Source organism: Synechococcus sp. HK01-R (assembly GCF_014217855.1).
GTDB lineage: Bacteria > Cyanobacteriota > Cyanobacteriia > PCC-6307 > Cyanobiaceae > Synechococcus_C.
In genome coordinates this window covers 1770190-1787741 of sequence record NZ_CP059059.1, presented here as the reverse complement: position 1 = coordinate 1787741, position 17552 = coordinate 1770190, and the positions used below count along the sequence as shown (strand labels likewise).

Sequence of the window (17552 nt, the reverse complement as noted above, 5' to 3'; positions counted from 1 at the left end):
AAGAGCCCTTAAAATCTGCACGATCCAAGGATCAACCTCAGGACTGACGAGAACCTCAAAATGACTAGCTCCACAGGAGACAACCAAAACCCCGTGCTCACCTTTGAGGGCAAGCGCTACGACCTCAATGCCCTTCCCGATGAGCTCAAGGAACTCGTCCGTGGCATGCAGGTGGCCGATGCCCAGCTGCGGATGCACGAAGACACCCTGAAGGTCTTGGCCGTGGGTCGTCAGTCGATGGCCATGCAAATGAATGAACGCCTCAAGAGCGTCACTCCGCTTCCTGACGAGAACTGAATCGATACTCGCCGGTGAGTCTGAAGACCACCGGCGACAGCAGCAACAAAGCCACCAAATTGGGAAGGGCCATCAACCCGTTGAGGATGTCGGCGACGGTCCACACGGTCTCAAAGCTGGCCACGGCACCAATCACCACAACCGCAACCCAAACGAAGCGGAAGATCCGCAGAGGAGCACCAACTCCAACCAAGAATTCCAAGCAGCGTTCGCTGTAATACCCCCAACCCAGGATCGTCGTGGCCGTGAACAGCATGGTGGCGATAGCAACGAGATGATCGCCAGCGGGGATCCCCCAGACAAAGGCGGCCTTGGTCATGTCAACACCAGCCAACCCTTCGCCATAGGCACCACTGATCACGATGACCAAAGCCGTCATCGTGCAGATGATCAAGGTGTCAATCACCGTGCCAAGCATCGCCACCGCTCCCTGAAGAACCGGATCACCTGGGCGAGCAGCGGCCTGGGCGATCGGAGCTGTACCCAACCCCGCCTCGTTGGAGAAAACGCCTCGGGCGATGCCCTTTTGAATCACCACCCCGACCACACCTCCAGCCGCAGCCTCGCCGGTGAAGGCATCACGAAGAATCAACCCCAGGGCAGCGGGAATCTCCGCCAGATGGCCGAGCAAGATCATCAGGGCACCGAGCACATAGAGCACGGCCATGAACGGCACCACCACAGCCGCCACCCGGCCAATGCGCTCGATACCGCCAATAATCACAGCGAAGGTGATCACGGCCATCACCACCCCGGTGGCCAGGGCAGGGATGCCGTAGTCATCCAGCGCATTGGCCAGCTCATGGGCCTGCACCCCATTACCGATCCCGAAGCCGGCGAGGGTTCCGAAGACAGCAAAGGCGGTGGCCAGCCAGCCCCAGTGGCGACCAAGCCCGTGACGGATCGCATACATCGGCCCACCGACATGCTCTCCGAGCGCATCGGTTTCCCTGAAATGCACAGCCAAAAGTGACTCGCCGTATTTCGTGGCCGTACCCAGGAGGGCCACAAGCCACATCCAAAACACAGCACCCGGACCACCGACACCAATGGCTGTGGCAACACCAGCCACATTTCCGGTGCCGATTGTGGCTGCCAGAGCCGTCATCAGGCCCTGAAACGCACTCACATCACCTTCACCCTCGGTGTGTCGGATCGAATCAACCATCGCCCGCACAGCAAAGCCAATGCGGCGCAGGGGCATGAACCGCAACCCCACCATCAGATAGAGGCCGGTGAACCCGATGAGTCCCAGGGTGATTGGCCCCCAGACCCATCCGTTCAGAGTGTTCAGAAACTCCATGCTGCGACAGGTCCTGCTGCGATCAGACGATCTGTCGATTCAAGCGAAGAAATCCTGAAGAGCAATCAAGCTGCCTGAAGAACCTGGCAATCCAGGAAGCGGAAGGTCTGTTCGGAGGCGGGAGTCTCGCCATGGGCCTCCACAGCCACGACCCGCTCCTGGAGAACCCAGAGTCCAGAACCCGGAAGGGTGACAAAGGTGTCGGTGAAACGGCTCAGGCCTCCCCTCGGTGCACCGGTGGCGGGATCGGCATAGGCACTGGTGTAGGTGTGACTGAGATAACCAGAACCGGTTTCGGTGATGGAGCCCGTGTGAATCGTCACCACGGTTCCATGAATGTGGCGATGGACCATGGTCACGACGCGATCACGAATGCGATAGCGATCTCCACTGTTCTTGCCACCGACGATCACTTCCAGCCCTTCGGCACTGTTGTCGCCCGCGGTGAAGGTGTTCTCTCCATGCACCTGATCAAAACTGCGCCGCACCCGATGAATCGCCACCTCCCAGAGCTGGGAGTTGATCGCCTTCGCCACCTCAGGATCATCCACCCCTTCAACAGCGGCCTTTAAGTCAGCACCAACCTTGAAGGAGCCCTCGACCGTGCGCTCTGCCTGGATCCAGACACAGCGCCCCTCGTAACCGGGGAAACCTGGATCCCATGTGTAGCGATTCTCGTAGGCAGCACGGAAGGCGTCGCGGCAGTCAGAACCCTGGGCCGGCAGGGAGGTGGTGGCAATGGTCACGGTGAACGTCTTCGCTGAAGTGGACCCTAACGGCCAGTCGCGCCAGCATGCACATCCTGGAGGGCATGAATCTCCAGCTGTTGCTGCTGAAGGGCGGCGATCCCCTCCACCGCTGCCCGCGCTCCGGCCAGGGTGGTGACGGTTGGCACGCTGTAATCGAGCGCTGCTCGACGGATGTAGCGGTCGTCATGGGCCGCCTGCCGACCAATGGGGGTGTTAATCACCAGCTGAACCCCGGCGGAGCGAATCCGGTCTTCGATGTTGGGACGACCTTCATGCACTTTCAGCACAGGGGTGACCTGCAAGCCTGCGGCGCTCAGCACCTTGGCGGTGCCGGCCGTTGCAGTGAGCTGAAAGCCCAGTTCAATCAATCGTGCAGCGACGGGAACCAGGGCCTGTTTATCCCGGTCATGGGTTGAGAGGAACACGGTGCCGGCCGTTGGGAGCCCATCACCGGCAGCCAGTTCCGCCTTGGCATAGGCCATCCCAAAGCCGCCAGCGGAGCCCATCACCTCGCCGGTGGAACGCATCTCCGGACCCAGAAGGGAATCGGCGCCAGGGAAACGACGGAAAGGCAGTACCGCCTCCTTCACCGCTTGGAGAGGCGGCTTGGGCTCCTCCACTACGCCAACATCCGCGAGGGTTTCTCCAGTCATCAGGCGGGTGGCGATCCTGGCCAGAGGCTGACCAGTGGCCTTGGCCACAAAAGGCACCGTGCGCGATGCCCTTGGATTGGCCTCAATGATGTAAACCACCTCCTCACCGTTGCCATCACGCTGAACGGCGAACTGCAGATTGATCAGTCCCTGCACTTGAAGGGCGAGAGCAAGCGCCTCGGTCCATTGACGAATGACAGTGAGAGCCTCAGCCCCGAGCGACACAGAGGGCAAGCAGCAGGCGGAATCACCGGAGTGAATTCCCGCCGGCTCGATGTGCTCCATCAGTCCTCCGATCACAACATATCCGCTGGAATCACAGAGGGCATCAACATCCACCTCGATCGCGTTTTCAAGGTATTGATCGATGAGTACAGGGTGCTCGGGCTCCACCTGCACAGCCTCAACCATGTAGCGATCGAGCTCCGACTCATCAAAGACCACCTCCATCGCGCGCCCACCCAGCACATAAGAAGGGCGGACCACAACGGGGTAACCAACGGACGCTGCGACACGACGTGCCTCTTCCTCACTGCGGGCGAGGCCATTGCGAGGTTGACGAATCTCCAGCTGACGCAAAATCGCCTCGAACTGTTCCCGGTCTTCAGCTCGATCGATCGAGCCTGGTGAGGTGCCGAGAATCCGGGTACCGATCGTTCTGCCCCGAGGACTATCCAGCCAATCGAGCAACGGCAGGGCCAGCTTGAGAGGGGTCTGGCCACCAAACTGAACAATCACGCCTTCTGGCCGCTCTGCCTCAATGACATTGAGCACATCTTCGAGGGTGAGCGGTTCGAAATAGAGACGGTCACTGCTGTCGTAATCGGTGGAGACAGTCTCTGGATTGCTGTTCACCATCACCGTGGCAAAGCCACGCTCCTGGGCAGCAAAGGAGGCGTGGCAACAGCAGTAATCGAATTCAATTCCCTGCCCAATCCGATTGGGCCCACCGCCAAGAATCATCACCTTGCGTCGTTGCTCGGGCAGCACCTCAGATGCCGGAGATAAAAGCTCAAGGGCGCCATCGGCTGAGAGCCTCTGGACCGGCCGCTCATAGGTCGAATAGTGATACGGAGTCGTGGAGGCAAATTCGGCCGCGCAGGTGTCCACCGTTTTGAACACAGGGATCACCCCGAGGGATTCCCGCCGACTTCGCACCTCGAGTTCTTTGGTGCTGGTAGCGAAAGCAATCTGACGATCGGAATAGCCAAGCTGCTTGAGCTCCAAGAGCGACTCTGCACTGATCTGATCGAAGCTGCGGCCCTGAAGAAGTCGTTGTTCGGCTTCGATCAACCTGCGCAGCTTGGCCAGGAACCAGGGATCGATTTTGCTGAGCTGATGGATCTCCTCATCCGAGCGACCGGCAACCATCGCTGACCTCACAGCCAAGATCCGATCTGGAGAAGGTGTGCGCAGGCTGCGTTCCAGTTCAGCGGACGTGAAGGACGGCTCTGAACGATCACAGCCCCAACCTGCAAGCCCCGTTTCAAGAGATCGCAACGCCTTCTGGAACGATTCTTCGAAACAGCGACCGATGGCCATGGCTTCACCCACGGATTTCATCGCCGTGGTGAGCACCGCAGGGGAACCACGGAATTTCTCAAAAGCAAACCGTGGGATTTTGGTCACGACGTAATCGATCGTCGGCTCAAAACAAGCCGGCGTCTTACCGGTGATGTCGTTGAGGATTTCGTCGAGGGTGTATCCCACCGCCAAACGAGCAGCGATCTTGGCGATCGGGAACCCGGTGGCTTTACTGGCGAGAGCCGAAGAACGGCTCACGCGAGGATTCATTTCAATCACCACCACATCGCCATCGGCGGGGTTGATGGCGAATTGGATGTTGCTGCCGCCGGTGGCAACACCGATCTCTCGAATAATCGCGATCGACTGATCCCTCAGCCGCTGATACTCCCGATCGGTCAGGGTTTGAGCCGGTGCCACGGTGATCGAGTCACCGGTATGCACACCCATCGGATCCAGATTTTCGATGCTGCAGACAATCACAACGTTGTCTGCCAGATCCCGCATGACTTCGAGCTCAAATTCCTTCCAACCGAGAAGAGACTGCTCAATCAGAATTTGCGACACAGGGCTGGCCTCAAGGCCGCTTTTGCAAATCGCCGCGTATTCCTCTGGGTTGTAGGCGATGCCGCCACCGCTGCCCCCAAGAGTGAAGGCTGGTCGAATGATCCGTGGATAACTGCCGATTGCTGCGCCAACAGCATCCGCTTCCTCGAGGCTTGAAGCGATGCCTGAGGGGCAGACCTTGACGCCGATCCGCTCCATGGCTTGCTTGAAGAGCTGCCGATCCTCGGCCTTGCGAATTGCCTGCAGATCTGCACCGATCAGTTCAACCCCAAAACGGTCCAGGGTTCCGTTCTCAGCCAAGGCCACAGCCAAGTTGAGGGCGGTCTGACCGCCCATCGTTGGCAAGAGGGCATCCGGTCGCTCTCGTTCGATCACCCGCGTCACCACCTCAGGCGTCAGAGGCTCGACATAGGTCCGATCCGCCATGTCCGGATCGGTCATGATCGAGGCGGGGTTGGAATTGACCAGAACAACCTCAAATCCATCGGCCCGCAGGGCCTTGCAGGCCTGGGTGCCGGAGTAATCAAACTCGCAGGCCTGACCGATCACGATCGGACCTGAACCCAGCAGCAGAATGCGACGCAGATCAGACCGCCGGGGCATGGGCCTCTGGAGATAGGCAAACCTGTTAAGCCTCCCATGCTGTCGACCCTCATCGGAGGGATCCACGTCACAGCGGGGCCTGACTGAGGGGTCAAGTCGCTAGCGTGAATGGATCTGGAAGCAGAATTGAGATCATGAGCGAGCTCCAGCGCCTGAAGGGGCTGCTGCCCCCGGAGATGCAGAGCTGGGTGTTCGTGGAGGCGGCAGCAGCCGTAGAACCTCCACTCATCACGCTGGAAGAGATTGGCCGGGATGAGGTGGAGATCCAGGTGGATCTCGAATCCTGGGACAACTTGGCTCTCGATCACCGCAACCTGCTCTTCTGGCACGAAGTCGGTCGTGTACAGAACGACACGATTCCCAGGGATGGCTGGGAGATGGCGGCCCTCGCCATTGGCCTTGGGGGCGCCATTGGAGAGTTGTGGGTTCAGGACGGGCTTCTTTTGCTGATGGCCCTTGGTCTCTCCGGCTTCGCCGGCTACCGCCTGTACCTCAAGAACAATGCTGAGAAGCGTCTGCGCGATGCGATCGCCGCTGACGAGCGGGCGATCGATCTTGCTTGCCGTTTTGGATACAGCGTTCCAAATGCTTACAAAAGCCTGGGAGGAGCTCTGAAAGATCTGATCGAGCAGACCCGCAAGAAGAAGAAGCGCAGTTTCTACGAAGATCGGCTTGAGGCTCTGCGCAAGAGTGCAGGGAAGGCAAGGGCTGAAATGGCCCAGCAACAGGGTTCACGTCAATCTGTTAGCAGCGAGAACGTTTATGGATGAAGCCAATTCCGCAGTGGCGGCTTTAGACAGTCACCAGCTGGCGGAACTTGCGGCGGATGCCTGTGATGACCGCAAAGCCACCGACATCGAGATGATTCGGGTGGATGAAGTCTCGAGCTTGGCCGACTGGCTGGTGATCGCTGGTGGGCAGAGCGATGTGCAAGTGCGAGCAATCGCTCGTTCCGTCGAAGACCGCCTTGAGCTTGAGGCCGGTCGCCTCCCCCTCCGCAAGGAGGGGATCAATGAGGGGCGCTGGGCCTTGCTCGACTACGGCGAGCTGATCGTGCACATCCTCCAACCCGGAGAGCGGGGCTATTACGACCTCGAAGCCTTCTGGGGTCACGGCGAACGGCGAAGCTTCGTAGCGTCTGGGTCGGATCAGGGCAGCTGATCCTCGACCTTCGATCCAGGCCTACCGAAATCCAACGATGGCCAGCACCAGCGCCTGTCCAGTTCCTCCAGAACAACGTCCCCAAGAGGAGTTTCAGCAACTCGCCAGGTCTTGGTTCTTCACCTGGCCAACCGAAGAAACTCGTGGACTTGGCCGTGCTCTGCTGATCAGCTGGTTCCTCTGCGTTCCATTCACCCTCCTTGTCGCCAGTGGGAGCTGGACGCTCAGGAATGATCTGCCACGGTTGATTGCCGCCGGCAGCGTGGCTGCCCTCGTGCTTCCAATGCTGCTGCTCATGCGCCAGTGGCTTGGCTGGAGCTATGTGCACAAACGCTTGCTCGCTGAGCAGGTCGAATATGAGGAGTCTGGCTGGTATGACGGTCAGGTCTGGGAGAAGCCGCTGGCCTGGAGAGAGCGTGACCTCTTGATGGCCAGACACGAAGTCCGACCGATCCTCGGACGCCTGGCCCGCTCCATGGCCTGGATCACAGGGCTTCTGCTCTTTGGAGCCAGTCTCTGCCAGGCTCTCTGAAGCATTCCGTGCCGTCGGCCATGGCCTTACCCGCAGCATTTGGCAGTGGCGGCCTCTCCAGCAGTGGCCCATCCCCGCTTGAGGTGCGCCTCAAACGGGGCGGCAGCCTCGAGTCGATCCATCGGGTTCATGCTGTGGTCTGCGACCATCGCGGCCGCATTCTGATGCGGGCAGGTCGCGCTGATTACGAGACCTTTATTCGTTCAGCGCTCAAACCCTTTCAGGCCATGCCACTGCTCAGCAGCGGTGCAGCCGAACAATTCAACTGCGGGGAGCGGGGTCTGGCGATCAGCTGCGCGTCCCATGCCGGCACTCCCACCCATGCCCGGGAGGCCTTCCGACTGCTTTGGAATGCGGAACTGGATGCAAGCCAGCTGCAATGTCCAGTGCCGGAGGGTGCAAGCAGCCCTCTAGAGCACAACTGTTCCGGTAAACACGCTGCCTTCCTCGCCACCTGCCGGAAGATGGGCTGGCCAACGGAGAGCTATCTCCAGGGTGACCACCCGATCCAGGTGGAGATCCATCGGCGGGTGGCTGAACTGCTGGGCCTGCCCTCGGCGGAGATGGTGGCAGCACGGGACGACTGTGGAGCGCCAACACTGCGCCTGCAACTCGCCCAGATGGCCTTGCTCTATGCCCACCTCGGCGCCTCCACCCGAACGGAGCTCGAACAGATTTCCAGGGCGATGTTGGCCCATCCTGACCTCGTGGCAGGCGAAGGTCGGTTTGATACCGAATTAATGCGCCGCTCCCACAGCCAGGTGCTGAGCAAAGGAGGGGCAGAAGGCGTTCAATGCCTTAGCCGGATTGGTGAGGGGCTTGGAGTGGCGATCAAGGTTGAAGACGGCAGCCGTCGCGCCAAACAGGCTGTGGCACTGCATTTGCTCAGGCAGCTGGACTGGCTGACACCAACGGGGCTTCAAGAGCTCGAGGAGCAGGTCCTGATCATTAGCCCAGGGGTTCAGCTCGAGGTTGAGGGTTCCCTGCGCTTTCAAGAAGGCTGAAGAGATCCTGCTGTACCAGTGTCCTTCAACACCAAGTTGTATGATGAACAAGTCGACGCGGGGTAGAGCAGTCTGGTAGCTCGTCGGGCTCATAACCCGAAGGTCGGGAGTTCAAATCTCCCCCCCGCCACCACATCATTAAAACCATCAAGAACATTGATGGTCACTGGGTCCAACAGGGCCCCTTTTTTATTGGTCAGCAACGGTTTCGCTCTTGCTGTAGCGCAACACTCCGCTTGTAAGGATTGACAGCCAAAAGGAGCATTCCTTGGCAGGAGAGTAGAACTAGGCAAGGATTAACCAGATCTGAGGTGGAGCTTCGCCCATGGGAGGCAATCGTGGTTGGCTCTGGAGCCACCGGCGGCGTTGCGGCCCTCACCCTTGCGGAAGCAGGCCTACGAGTTCTCGTGATCGAGGCGGGGCCCTCACTGGATGCCAAGCAGGCGCTGGGAGCAGAACCACAGAACATGCTGCGCCGATTGGCCGGGCTGAGCAGCGGTCGACATCGTCGCCAGAGCCAGCATCCGGGCTACTGGAAACACAACCCTGATCTGTTCATCGACGAACAGGACAACCCTTACAGCCATCCACCCGATCGGCCGTTTCTTTGGACCCGAGGTGACCAGATGGGAGGGCGGAGCCTGACGTGGGGGGGGATCACGCTGAGGCTCTCCGATGCTGATTTCAAGGCCAGCCAACGGGATGGCGCGGGGCTCGACTGGCCGATCCAGCACGAGGATCTCGACGAGCACTACACCGAGCTCGAGCGACGATTGGGCGTTCACGGGGCCCGCAATGGCCTGAGCCAAGTCCCCGATGGCTGGGCAACCGAACCCCTGCCCTCCACCGCTGAGGAGCAGCAGTTCGCCTCCTGCGTGCAGAAAGAGCTTGGCTATCCGTGGATGCCATCGCGCGGCTTCGGCCCCCATCACCGCAAGCGGGATGGGGCCTGGCCTCGATCCAGCAGCCCTGGCAGCAGCCTCAAGGAGGCACTAGCCAGCGGACGGGTCGAACTGCTCTGCGGGGAGCGAGTGGAACGGCTCGAACTCAACCGCAGTCGCGACCGAGCCGAAGCAGTGATCTGCGTGAATCGGAGCGATGGCAGCCGCCGCAGGCTGGAAGCCAAGCTGATCGTGCTCTGCGCCTCAACGATTCAGACCGTTCGTCTGCTGCTGCAGTCGGAAGAGCAACAGAGCAGCGATGGTTTTGTGGATCCATCTGGCCGGCTGGGCCAGCGCCTCATGGACCACGTCTCCACCTGTCGATTCTTCGCCATGCCGAGCTGTGGACCGGGCAAGTCGGGAAGCGCAGAGGCCCTTTCAGGCGCGGGCAGCTTTTTCATTCCCTTCGGACAGGAATTAGCCCAGAGAGGTGGCCAAAGGGTGCTCAGAGGCTATGGACTCTGGGGTGCCATCAATCGATTCGATCCTCCAGCGCTGCTCAAGCGGATTCCAGAGCATCGTCTGGGCTTCCTGATCGGCCACGGAGAGGTCCTACCGGATCCAAGAAATCAAGTCACACTCACTGGTCCCCCGGACCGCTGGGGTACCCCAACCGTGACGATCGACTGCCACTGGCGAGCGAACGAACAAGCCATGGTTGAACACATGCACCACAGCATGGGAGAAGCGATCAGCGCTGCCGGTGGACGCATGCTGCCCCTCACCGACCTGGTGAAGGCTCCACTGATTGAGCCTCTGCTGCGCCGGTCCGCGGCCCTTGGAGCCGGAGCTGCACCACCCGGGTACTACATCCACGAAGTCGGAGGCGCAGCGATGGCCGCCAAAGAAGAGGAGGGTGTCGTGGATCGCTGGAACCGCCTCTGGCGCTGCCCGAATGTGCTGGTGGTGGATGGCGCCTGTTGGACAAGCTCCGCCTGGCAGAGCCCCACGCTCACGATGATGGCGATCACCCGCCGGGCCTGCCTCGCAGCCGTCAGGCCTGGGAACGACTGAACAGATCGTCGAGGTATCGCTCTGCGACAGCACGGTCCTCACATCCGTTCTGGAAGAGGAAATGAGCCAGAGCAGAGCTCATCACTCTGTATTGGTCCCAATTGGGGTGGGCTCCGATGAACTCCTTCATCCCCCGGTAGAGAACTTCAGGAATTTCCGCCTCCATGCTGACGTAGCTCGCCGGGGCCGAGCCCTCTCCGGAAACGCCTGCTTCCACGCAGCGTTCCAGATGATTCCTATCCATGCAGCGCCTCTGGCGTCGGTTTGATTTCCCTCCTAGGAAGCCACAAAACAAGGGACCCAGTCAAAAGATCACACTCCCCAACAACCCACCGAATCTCAGGCGAGTCTCATTGCGGCGACAGGGTTCGCCCAGAGCCTTGCCAATCAAAAAGCCCCCGCCCTAGGCGGAGGCGAGGCAATGTCAAGCGACCGTTGCCACAAAGCCCAGAAACCACAACGGCGAGATCGTGACTGAGAACAACCAGGAGGGTCAGTGGAAAACGGGATCAAAACTGTGGAAAACGACTCCAAAAAGAGCCCCGAGGAGGAAAGATAAGCCCTTCTTATCTCCAAAAGTCTCACGAGACCCACTCGAGACTGAGAAGGTTGAGCTGACGCATTTGATGGTGTTTGCTTCAGGTTTCCGCATCAGTCGCTTCATACTTAGTTGCCCCGGAGCGCAGGGTTTTGGGGCCAAGAGGGTGCTCCGCGTGGGGATAGGGGTGATGACCATGGTCGTGGCTGTGGTCATGCCCATGGCTGTGGTCATGCTGATGGCTGTGGTCGTGGGAGCTGGCTGAGCTGCCCAGCGGCAGCGGCACACCGTCGGGCTGACAGGCACCGGTGCACTCACGCTCGCAGAGGTCGCAGCCATCGGTCAGCCCCTCCACGTGGTGATGGTGGCTCGCTTGAGCAAGCCCCACCTCATCCTCAAAACCCAGCACCTGGGCGCGGTATTTGCACAGGGAGCAGTTCATCACAGCCTCGCCACCGAGCACCTCGGCGACCCGCTCAAGGAAGGTGTCCAGCACGAGTGGATGGTCCCCCAGATAAGAGGCGGAGAGGAACTCCGTTTCCGGATGGTCCGCAGCCACGAGATCCGTGTGCTGGCGAATGCGACTCACCAACACCCCTGAAAACAGGAAATAAGGAAAGACGACGATCCGCCGGAAACCGAGTCGCACCACATGTCGGAGACCAGGTTCCACCAAGGGGAATGTGACGCCGGAGTAGACCGTTTCACCCCAGCCGAAGCCAAAACCCTCCACCAACATGCGCGTGACCTTGGCCACATTGGAGTTGGCATCGGGATCGGAGGAGCCACGGCCAACCACCACCAAGAGGGTGTCGGAGAGTGGAAAGGGGCTGGCCTGATTCAGGGCTTCTCGGATCCTGGCCCCAGCCGCTGCAATCATGAGTCGATCCACCCCAAGTTCTCGCCCGTAATCGATCGGGAGGCCGGTTTCAGCGCTGTAGGTGTTCAGCACCGACGGAATATCGTTCTTGGCATGACCCGCAGCGAAGAGCATCGCCGGCACAGCGAGCACCCGTTGCACACCCTGCTCCCGCAAGCGATCGAGGGAATCGCGCAGGATCGGCCGCGCAAATTCCAGATAGCCATGCTCGACGGGAATGCCTGCCAGCCTGGGTCTCAGTCCTTCAGCAAGCTGGGCAAATTCCTCCACCGCCAGGCGGTTGCGACTGCCATGGCCGCAAATCAGCACCCCATAGCCCTGGGCTTTCAGTTCGGGTAACGATGGGGTCACAACGGCAAAACACCTGTCCGGACCCTATCGCCAGTCATGACCAAGGAGCCGAACAAACGCATTCTTCAGCCCTTACCGGAGAAGCTCACCACCCTTCTAAAGCAGGACTTGAGCCCAAGCCCGTTGTTGGTGCGAAGCGGTGGAACCTCAAGCCGTTGCTCAGCTCCGGGCCACTGGACCCTTGACCTCAGCAGGCATTTCAGAGGAATTGCCATGGATCAGAACAGCGGCACGGTTCGCGTGGAGACCGGTCTCACCACAGCCGAGGTGCAAACGGTTCTGAACGCTCACAAGCGCTCACTGCCCACAGGTCTGTCGGGGTTACCCGGTGCTGGCTATTGGCTCACCGGGGGGATCAGTCCTCTCAGTCGCAGCCAAGGTCTTGCCATCGATCGCATTCAAGCGATCAGCGGCGTGTGGGGGAGCGGCGAGCTCTTTGATCTCTGCGCAGCAAAACACGGTCAGACCAAGGAGTGGCGAGCGCTGCTCGGAGCCGCCCCCTTCCTTGCGATCGTGACATCGATCTCGATGATGACCACACCCCTACAGCCCTTGCAGATCGGCAGAGGCGTGGTCAGCCCCCAGCAGTTAATCACCCTGATCCAGGAGGCTGAACACTGGCCCGAAGGCATTGCCCTGCACTGGTTCTGGGCGGAGAGGATTGAAGTGCTGGTGGTGGCCTTGAGCCAAGACCGAGCGGCTGTCATGAGCCTGGAAGGATGGCTGAACGACAGGATCGGCGGAATAGAAACGCTCCAAGCCAGCCAGTTGGCAGGGCTTGCGGCCCTGCCGGCCTTTGGACAGCTTGCCCAATCAGCGGAGCGCCCAACCGCCAGGGATCAGGAGGTTCTGGGTCTATTAGGCCCTGCCTGGGGAGCCGCCAGCAGAGAGCTCATCCAAACCCTGGTCCCACTCATGGGAAACCGACCGGATCACCGCTGCAGCTTTGCCGGTCAGCAACTGGGAGGGTGCACCGCGCAGGTCAGGCCAGAGACCAGCTCCTTTGTGCACAGAACAGCGCACTGGAAACCCTGGATCACAGCCGCCTGGCCTCCTGGTGATGCAGAGGCACGCAAGAGGAGTCTCCACTGGCTTGAAGCCGTTCGCGACCAGCTCCTCCCTCTCTGCCCAGGGGTCCATCTCGCCCAATTGCATGACCATCTGCCCTGGCATGAACGGGAACTGGAAGCGGCCTTCGAAGACTGGCTTCCCCAGCTGCGTGAACTCAAGAGAGACGTCGATCCCCGCACCCTGCTGCCACGGTTGTGAGATACGGTCAGCGCCAGATGCGACCCCGTCATGAGGCAGTGGTTCAGTCAGCCGGGTCCGGAACTGCTCTCGGGCTTAGTGGTGGCCTTCGCGATGATCCCGGAGGCGATCGCCTTCTCAGGGATCGCAGGTGTGGACCCCCAAGTGGGCCTCTTCGGTGCCTTCTGCCTCTCGATCACGATCGCTCTCGTGGGGGGGCGGTCGGCGATGATCACCTCAGCCACAGGATCCACAGCCCTGTTGATGACAGGGCTTGTTGCTAGCGGCAACGCCAGAGGTGAGGGCCTTGGCCTGACTTACCTGCTGGTGGCCGGTCTGCTCACAGGGGTGTTTCAGGTTCTCTGGGGGTACCTGCGACTCGCTGATCAGATGCGCTTCGTGCCCCAGGGAGTGTTGAGCGGTTTCGTGAATGCCCTGGCCCTTCTGATCGTTCAGGCCCAACTACCCCAGCTGGGGATCAGTCTTCACTACGGCGAAATCCAGTCGGTCGAGCACAGCAGCTCCCTGCTTCCCCATGGAAGCCAACTGCCCTTGATCTGGTTACTCGTGGTCCTGGGGCTCGTCATCATCTATGGACTTCCACGTCTCACCAAGGTGATTCCGGCACAGCTGGTGGCCATCGTGGCGCTCACGGCCATCAGCGTTGGCCTGAAGCTGAACATCCCCACGGTGCAAAGTCTCGGCAAGTTGCCAGAGGGACTTCCCTTCCTTCAGCAGCCGTTCGGAGCACTTGCGGATGGACGCGTCCCCTTCAACATGGAAACGTTTGGATTCGTGTTGCCGACCGCGCTGGCGATCTCACTGGTGGGTCTGATGGAAACCTTCCTGACTCAAGACATCCTCGACGAACGGACGGACACCAACTCCAACAAAAACGTAGAAGCGCGCGGTCAAGGCATCGCCAACATCGTGTCCTCACTCTTCGGAGGGATGGCTGGTTGTGCCTTGGTGGGCCAGTCAGTCATGAATATTGAAAACGGTGGCCGCGGTCGACTCTCGACTCTGTTTTCTGGTGTGAGCCTGATGGCCATGATCCTGCTGGGCCGCCCCTGGCTGGAACAGATTCCGATGGCAGCCCTTGTCGCAGTGATGATCAGCATCGCTGTGAGCACCGCTGATATGGCCGGTCTCCGCCAGCTGCTGCGGATTCCCAAAAGCGACACCGCGGTGATGCTGATGACCTTCGCCGTCACCATGCTCACAACCCCCCATAACCTCGCCCTGGGAGTCATTGCCGGCGTTGCTCTTGCCGCCATTCTGTTCAGCCGCAAAGTGGCGAAAGTGATTCGTGTGGAAGTCGAGCAGATCAGCCCTGAGGAGCGGCGCTACGTGGTGAGCGGTCAGCTCTTCTTCGTCAGCAAGGTGTATTTCCTGCAGGGTTTCGATGTTCACGACCACCCTGCCAGGATCATCATCGATCTCTCTGATGCACACATCTGGGATCAGACGGGCGTCAGCGCCCTCAATCAGCTCATCCGAAAGCTGGAGAAGGGAGGTTCCGAGGTGCGCGTGGAAGGCCTCAATCAAGAGAGCCTCAACCTCTTTGAACGGATCGGCAGCCAAGCGGAGAACGCCCACGGCTGAGCCATGCTTCAGTCGGGATCAGGGGTATCCGACGGTCTGAGCAGCACCACGACCGTGCCCGCCACGATCATCAAAATCAATAATCCACCGCCCAACAGCGGAAGGGTGAGATCGGAATCCATGGCAGTCTCTCAACTGCACCCATCGTGGCGCCCGGATCCGTTCAACGGGATCGCTGCATCAAGCTGAGGCAGCGTCCCAGGTCTCTGCGCATCGTCTTCAGTCGATCACGAATCTGGGCGTCCTTGGGCTGGCGCGCGAGATAACGTTCGGTCACGTCATTGCCGATGCTCAGCAACAGACAGAGGGTTTCCACGTCACCACTGTCGGCAGCACGCTGCGCGGCTCCGTCCTTCAGCACCTGAAGGAGGGTCATTTTGTTGTTGTAAAGGCCGCGTGCACCCTCGTCCCAGGCCAGCACGGGCAAGGAGACGGAACCCACCTGGACGGCTGTGAACAAACCAAGCAACCAACGGCAATTCCCCATCCGCGGTTGTCGGCGATGCAGTGTTGACGCTAAGGAAACTGGCCTGAGCTGACCACGAGTCCAATCGATCTGAGACACTTTTCGGATCTTGAGCCTGCCGCGCCATGCCCACTCGCAAGCGCATCGGCCTGCTCGCTTTGTTGATGTCGGTGAGTGCCTGCGCCACCCTCGGCGAAGGGGGCGCCTCCCGACTCGATCTGATCCGACAGCGAGGCTCACTGCGCTGCGGCGTGAGCGGCAAGATCCCCGGCTTCAGCTTTCTGAAGGCCGATGGCAGCTATTCCGGCCTGGATGTGGATCTATGTCGCGCGTTTGCCGCTGCCTTCATCCCAAGCGAAGCGAATGAACCAGGTGATCAACGCGTTGAGTTTCGCCCTCTGACCGCCCCCGAACGGTTTACGGCCCTGCGCACCGGAGAAATCGACCTGCTCTCACGCAACACGACTTTCAACTTGAGCCGCGATGCTGCCGGAGGTAATGGCCTGAGCTTTGCACCGGTGGTTTTCCACGATGGACAAGGACTGATGGTGAAAGCGAGCAGTGGCATCAATCGGCTCGAAGATCTCGCTAACCAAGCGATCTGTGTTGGTTCGGGTACGACAACCGAACAGAACCTCAATGACGCCTTCGAAGTACGAGGAATCAGCTACAAGCCAATCAAATACCAGGATCTGAACCAAGTCGTGGCGGGATACCTGCAGGACCGCTGCAGCGCCATGACCTCCGATCGATCCCAACTCGCTGCTGCTCGCTCCGGATTTGCCGATCCCCAAAGCCATCGCATCCTCGACGATGTGCTCAGCAAGGAGCCTTTGGCCCCAGCGTCTGTTGGCGGAGACCAACGGCTCGCCGATGCGATGCGCTGGGTTGTGTACGCGCTGATCACAGCTGAGGAGTTAGGCATCACCCAAGCGAATGTGCTGAATCGTCTCGAGGAGGCCAAACGCAGACCTGAGCTCACCGGACTACGGCGGTTTCTCGGGGTGGACGGAGGCCTGGGCGAAAAACTTGGACTGCCCGATGATTTCGTCGTGAAGGTGATCGAACGCACCGGCAACTATGGCGAGATCTACAGCCGCCATCTCGGAGACAACAGCCAGGTACCGATCCCCCGCGGTCCCAATCGGCTTGCCGCAGACGGTGGCGTGATGATCGCTCCCCCTTTCCAATGAAACGGCCTCGCCACTGGTGGTTACAGGCTGTGGTGCTGCTTGCAGTTCTCACCCTGCTGGGCGTTTTGGTGAACAACCTCACCGTCAACCTGATTCGCACTGGCCTGGGGCTCAGCTTCAGCTGGCTCACCCGTCCAGCCGGCTTCGCTCTGGCCGAACATCCTCTGCCCTTCAGCCCATCTGACAGTTATGCCTGGGCCCTGCTGATGGGCTGGTTGAACAGCCTGAAGGTGATTGGCGCAGGCCTGGTGGCTGCCACCCTGATCGGCGTGAGCGCTGGAGCGGCAAGGCGCAGCTCCAACCACCTGCTCAGGGGCCTGGCAGCGCTGTATGTGGGCTTGATTCGGCAGATCCCCTTAGTCCTTCAGCTGCTGTTCTGGTATTTCGTCGCTTTTCTTGCACTCCCCTCCAATCCGGACTCCATGAGTCCTCTGCCGCTCCTGTTTCGACTCTCCAACCAGGGAATCAGCCTGCTGGGAGTCCCCCTCAGTGTGGAGTTCTGTGCGGTTCTGGTCGGGCTGGCCGTCTTCAGCGGCGCATCCATCGCCGAAGTGGTGCGCGGTGGTCTCGATGCCGTTCCCCGTGGGCAATGGGAGGCTTTTCGCAGTCTGGGCTTACCTGAGGGCATGGGCCTGAGGCGGATTGTGCTGCCCCAGGCCCTGCCCGCCATCCTTCCAGGACTAAGCAGCCAGTATCTGAATTTGGCCAAGAACAGCACCCTGGCGATCGCCGTTGGCTATGCCGATCTTTATGCCGTGAGTGACACGTCCATCACCCAGACAGGGCGAGCAATCGAGGGGTTCCTGCTCCTTTTGCTCAGCTTTCTCCTTCTCAACCTTCTGATCAATGGCGGCATGCAACTTCTCAATCGCCTTGTGATGCAAACGCTTCGCCACCGTTAAGCTTCCGGCGTTGTTCCCTCG

16 protein-coding genes and 1 tRNA gene are annotated in these 17552 nt (G+C 60.1%); 11 read left to right on the top strand and 6 right to left on the bottom strand.

From position 1 onward, the window contains the following. Positions 1-60: 60 nt before the first annotated feature. Positions 61-297: a DUF6447 family protein gene (locus tag H0O21_RS09495; protein ID WP_185189507.1), complete on the top strand. Its 237-nt coding sequence runs from the start codon at positions 61-63 to the stop codon at positions 295-297. Here the strand turns inward: H0O21_RS09495 and H0O21_RS09490 are convergent. The 3 genes from H0O21_RS09490 to carB form a co-directional block, all read right to left on the bottom strand. Next, positions 272-1600 (bottom strand): sodium:alanine symporter family protein, encoded by a 1329-nt coding sequence (locus tag H0O21_RS09490; RefSeq protein WP_185189506.1) that lies wholly within the window; start codon positions 1598-1600, stop codon positions 272-274. The genes H0O21_RS09495 and H0O21_RS09490 overlap by 26 nt on opposite strands. Before the next feature lie 65 nt (positions 1601-1665). Next, positions 1666-2346 carry a DUF3386 domain-containing protein gene (locus H0O21_RS09485; RefSeq protein WP_185189505.1) on the bottom strand — a complete coding sequence of 227 codons (681 nt, stop codon included), beginning with the start codon at positions 2344-2346 and terminating at the stop codon, positions 1666-1668. A gap of 26 nt (positions 2347-2372) precedes the next feature. Continuing rightward, the gene (carB, locus tag H0O21_RS09480; protein ID WP_185189504.1) at positions 2373-5696 is read right to left on the bottom strand and encodes a carbamoyl-phosphate synthase large subunit; all 3324 of its coding nucleotides are present in this window, start codon (positions 5694-5696) and stop codon (positions 2373-2375) included. 134 nt (positions 5697-5830) lie between these two features. Between carB and H0O21_RS09475 the strand changes: the two genes are divergently transcribed. The 6 genes from H0O21_RS09475 to H0O21_RS09450 all read left to right on the top strand — a co-directional run bounded on the left by H0O21_RS09475 (position 5831) and on the right by H0O21_RS09450 (position 10348). After that, positions 5831-6466 (top strand): DUF3318 domain-containing protein, encoded by a 636-nt coding sequence (locus H0O21_RS09475; protein ID WP_185189503.1) that lies wholly within the window; start codon positions 5831-5833, stop codon positions 6464-6466. Continuing rightward, positions 6459-6857, top strand: a complete 399-nt coding sequence (gene rsfS, locus H0O21_RS09470) for a ribosome silencing factor (RefSeq protein ID WP_131457330.1) — start codon at positions 6459-6461, stop codon at positions 6855-6857. Before H0O21_RS09475 ends, rsfS begins: the two co-directional genes overlap by 8 nt. 37 nt (positions 6858-6894) lie before the next feature. Beyond that, positions 6895-7389, top strand: coding sequence for a CGLD27 family protein (locus tag H0O21_RS09465; RefSeq protein ID WP_131457328.1), 495 nt, complete (start codon positions 6895-6897; stop codon positions 7387-7389). Positions 7390-7409: 20 nt separating this feature from the next. Next, positions 7410-8393: an asparaginase gene (locus H0O21_RS09460; RefSeq protein ID WP_131457326.1), complete on the top strand. Its 984-nt coding sequence runs from the start codon at positions 7410-7412 to the stop codon at positions 8391-8393. Between the two features lie 56 nt (positions 8394-8449). After that, positions 8450-8526, top strand: a tRNA-Met gene (locus H0O21_RS09455). A gap of 178 nt (positions 8527-8704) precedes the next feature. Then, positions 8705-10348, top strand: coding sequence for a GMC oxidoreductase (locus H0O21_RS09450; protein ID WP_185189502.1), 1644 nt, complete (start codon positions 8705-8707; stop codon positions 10346-10348). Here the strand turns inward: H0O21_RS09450 and H0O21_RS09445 are convergent. Beyond that, on the bottom strand, positions 10329-10592 hold the full coding sequence (locus H0O21_RS09445) for a DUF2811 domain-containing protein (RefSeq protein ID WP_185189501.1): 264 nt from the start codon (positions 10590-10592) through the stop codon (positions 10329-10331). The two genes, H0O21_RS09450 and H0O21_RS09445, sit on opposite strands and share 20 nt — an antisense overlap. A gap of 394 nt (positions 10593-10986) precedes the next feature. Then, complete coding sequence (locus H0O21_RS09440) at positions 10987-12117, bottom strand: sirohydrochlorin chelatase (protein ID WP_185189500.1); 1131 nt, start codon at positions 12115-12117, stop codon at positions 10987-10989. 36 nt (positions 12118-12153) lie between these two features. Here H0O21_RS09440 and H0O21_RS09435 point away from each other — a divergent pair, with 36 nt between their 5' ends. After that, positions 12154-13386: an FAD-binding protein gene (locus H0O21_RS09435; protein WP_185189499.1), complete on the top strand. Its 1233-nt coding sequence runs from the start codon at positions 12154-12156 to the stop codon at positions 13384-13386. 30 nt (positions 13387-13416) lie between these two features. After that, positions 13417-14970 (top strand): SulP family inorganic anion transporter, encoded by a 1554-nt coding sequence (locus H0O21_RS09430; protein ID WP_185189498.1) that lies wholly within the window; start codon positions 13417-13419, stop codon positions 14968-14970. 163 nt (positions 14971-15133) lie between these two features. Here the strand turns inward: H0O21_RS09430 and H0O21_RS09425 are convergent, their stop codons facing one another. Continuing rightward, positions 15134-15457: a hypothetical protein gene (locus H0O21_RS09425; RefSeq protein WP_185189497.1), complete on the bottom strand. Its 324-nt coding sequence runs from the start codon at positions 15455-15457 to the stop codon at positions 15134-15136. 104 nt (positions 15458-15561) lie between these two features. On the opposite strand from H0O21_RS09425, the gene H0O21_RS09420 reads away from it, so the two are divergent. Both H0O21_RS09420 and H0O21_RS09415 read left to right on the top strand, forming a co-directional pair. Then, complete coding sequence (locus H0O21_RS09420) at positions 15562-16629, top strand: amino acid ABC transporter substrate-binding protein (protein WP_185189496.1); 1068 nt, start codon at positions 15562-15564, stop codon at positions 16627-16629. Then, positions 16626-17531 carry an ABC transporter permease subunit gene (locus tag H0O21_RS09415; RefSeq protein WP_185189495.1) on the top strand — a complete coding sequence of 302 codons (906 nt, stop codon included), beginning with the start codon at positions 16626-16628 and terminating at the stop codon, positions 17529-17531. Before H0O21_RS09420 ends, H0O21_RS09415 begins: the two co-directional genes overlap by 4 nt. The last annotated feature ends 21 nt before the right edge of the window (positions 17532-17552 follow it).